The organism is Streptomyces phaeochromogenes, assembly GCF_001418655.1.
GTDB lineage: Bacteria > Actinomycetota > Actinomycetes > Streptomycetales > Streptomycetaceae > Streptomyces > Streptomyces phaeochromogenes.
In genome coordinates, this window is the sequence record NZ_LIQZ01000075.1 from 1 (window position 1) to 2,872 (window position 2,872).

Sequence of the window (2,872 nt, forward strand, 5' to 3'; positions counted from 1 at the left end):
CTTGGCGGTAGGGCCCGGCACCCTGTGCGCCCCGCCGCTCACCGGGCCCTACCGCCAAGAGGTGATGGCGCGGGCTGCGTCCCGGAGGGCGGCTTCCCTGGGGCGTGGCTGCTGTTGCGGCTGCTCGGATGTGTGGCGTCAGCCGTTTCGGCGCGGCTCTTCCTGGACGTCCGAGGTGGGCGTCCCGGACGGGGTGCGGGCCTCCGGGAACGCCGTACGCCGTGCGTCGGCCATGACGACATCGTGCGCGTAGGCACTGGTCGTCCTGCCGTGGGAGGCGGCGCTCGCCTCCACTTGAGCCATCTCTCGGTCGGTGAACTCCACCGTGATCACGGGCATGCGGTCACGCCAGCCCCTCCGGCCGGCCTCTCGACGGCACCCGTCAATCGTCCGTTGACGTCAGGTCGATCAACCTGCACACCGTCTCGATGTCGATCTTGACCTGGGCGATGGAGGCGCGGCCCGAGAGCCAGGTGATCAGGGCCGAGTGCCAGGTGTGCTCGATGACGCGGACCGCGGAGAGCTGGGCGGGGGTGGGGTCGTCGAGGCCCATCGCGTCGAGGATGATCACCGTGGTCTGGCGGGAGACCTGGTCGACCTCCGGGCTGACGCTGCGGTCGGCGAACGTCAGGGCCCGGACCATCGCGTCGGCGAGATGCGGCTCGCGCTGAAGGGCGCGGAAGGCGCGCATCAGCGTCTCCGCCACCCGCTCCGCCGCCGTGTCACCCGCCGGCGGCTTCTTGCGGAGCGTCCCGTGCATATGGGCGAGCTGGTCCTGCATCGTCGCGACCAGCAGATGCACCTTGGACGGGAAGTAGCGGTAGAGCGTGCCCAGGGCCACCTGGGACGACTCCGCGACCTCCCGCATCTGCACCGCGTCGAACCCGCCCCGGCTCGCCAGCTGCGCGCTCGCGTGCAGGATGCGCCGCCGCCGCGCCTCCTGGCGCTCGGTGAGCGGGGGAGTGACCGGCTGCGCGGCCCGTACCGCGGGCTGCGCGGCCTTCGCCGAAGTCTTGGCTTCCGCAGGCATGGATCCCGATTCCGTGACGTTCGTACAAGATTCGTACAACAGAGGGCTCGATGGGGACGAGTGGGCGACAGCAGAGTAGAGCCCGGCCGTGGCGTGAATCACCTGATCCACCGCTCACAGGAGAGCTACCTGCCGGTAGATTCTGTGCTCCCTGAACGATCAAGTCTGAAACTTGTTCTAGATTACCGTCCCGAAGTAATCTCGCGGGAACGTGCTGGAAGAAGGGGGCCGAGAGTGACCCATGAGGCCATGGAGGCAGGCCTCCACGCGGGCTCGGCCGCCGACGCCGACCGACCGCTGCGCATAGCGCTCCTCACCTATAAAGGGAACCCGTTCTGCGGCGGCCAGGGCGTCTACGTACGGCACCTCTCGCGCGAGCTGGCCCGCCTCGGCCACCAGGTCGAGGTCATCGGCTCCCAGCCCTACCCCGTGCTCGACGAGGGCGAGGGGCTCGACGGTCTCTCCCTCACCGAACTGCCCAGCCTCGACCTGTACCGCCACCCGGATCCCTTCCGGACGCCGAAGCGTGACGAGTACCGCGACTGGGTCGACGCGATCGAGGTCGGCACGATGTGGACCGGCGGCTTCCCGGAACCGCTGACGTTCTCCCTGCGCGCCCGCCGCCATCTCCGCGCCCGGCGCGGCGACTTCGACGTCGTGCACGACAACCAGACCCTGGGTTACGGGCTGTTGGGGGACGTCGGTGCCCCGCTGGTCACCACCATCCACCACCCCATCACCGTGGACCGGCAGTTGGAGCTGGACGCAGCGGAGGGCCGGCGGCGCCGGATGTCCGTACGCCGCTGGTACGCGTTCACGCGCATGCAGAAGCGCGTCGCCCGCCGCCTCTCCTCCGTGCTCACCGTCTCCGGTACGTCCCGCCAGGAGATCGTCGACCACCTCGGCGTACGCGACGACCGCATCCACGTCGTCCACATCGGCGCCGACACCGACCTCTTCTCGCCGGATCCGTCCGTGCCGCAGGTGCCGGGCCGGATCGTCACCACGTCCAGCGCGGACGTTCCCCTCAAGGGCCTCGTCTTCCTCGTGGAGGCGCTCGCCAAGGTCCGTACGGAGCATCCCGCCGCGCACCTCGTCGTCGTCGGCAAGCGTGCCGAGGACGGGCCGGTCGCCCAGCTCATCGAGCGGTACGGCCTCGAAGGCTCCGTCGAGTTCGTGAAGGGCATCTCGGACGCGGAGCTCGTCGACCTCGTACGGTCCGCCGAGGTCGCCTGCGTGCCCTCCCTCTACGAGGGGTTCTCGCTGCCCGCCGCCGAGGCGATGGCCACCGGTACGCCGCTCGTGGCCACGACCGGCGGGGCCATCCCCGAGGTCACCGGCCCCGACGGCGAGACCTGCCTGGCCGTCAGGCCCGGCGACGCGGGGGCGCTGGCCGCTGGGCTGAGCCGGCTGTTGGGGGACCCCCGGTTGCGTGAACGACTCGGCTCGGCCGGACGCTCACGCGTGCTGGAGCGGTTCACGTGGGCCAAGGCCGCGGAGGGCACGGTAGCCCGCTACCGCGAGGCGATCGCGAGCGTTGACCGCTCCGCGACCAGGACCCAGAGCCGCTCCGCGACCCGGCCACAAAGCCGCTCCGCGGCAGGCGTTGACCGCTCCGCGACCCAGCATCCCGGCCGCTCCGCGGCCCCACAGGATGCGGACCCGGCGCCCGCCACGCCTGCACACCCGGTGCCCGCCACGCCCGTGGACGCGGCGTCGGCCGCCTCTCCGGACGCGGCGCCCGCCGCCCCTCCGCGCGCGGAGTCCGCCACCTCCCTGGATCTGGCGTCTGCCACCGCTCCGGCCTTGGCGTCCGCCACCCCTTCGCACGCGGCGTCCACA

At 71.4% G+C, this 2,872-nt stretch carries 3 protein-coding genes; 1 reads left to right on the forward strand and 2 read right to left on the reverse strand.

What is annotated here, in order from left to right:
• Positions 1-138: 138 nt before the first annotated feature.
• Both AOK17_RS11215 and AOK17_RS11220 read right to left on the reverse strand, forming a co-directional pair.
• Complete coding sequence (locus tag AOK17_RS11215) at positions 139-339, reverse strand: hypothetical protein (protein WP_055612250.1); 201 nt, start codon at positions 337-339, stop codon at positions 139-141.
• A 43-nt stretch (positions 340-382) separates the two neighbouring features.
• Complete coding sequence (locus AOK17_RS11220) at positions 383-1,030, reverse strand: TetR family transcriptional regulator (RefSeq protein WP_055612251.1); 648 nt, start codon at positions 1,028-1,030, stop codon at positions 383-385.
• A 234-nt stretch (positions 1,031-1,264) separates the two neighbouring features.
• Between AOK17_RS11220 and AOK17_RS11225 the strand changes: the two genes are divergently transcribed.
• The coding region (locus AOK17_RS11225) for a glycosyltransferase family 4 protein (RefSeq protein ID WP_055612252.1) at positions 1,265-2,872 on the forward strand (1,608 nt) is incomplete at its 3' end.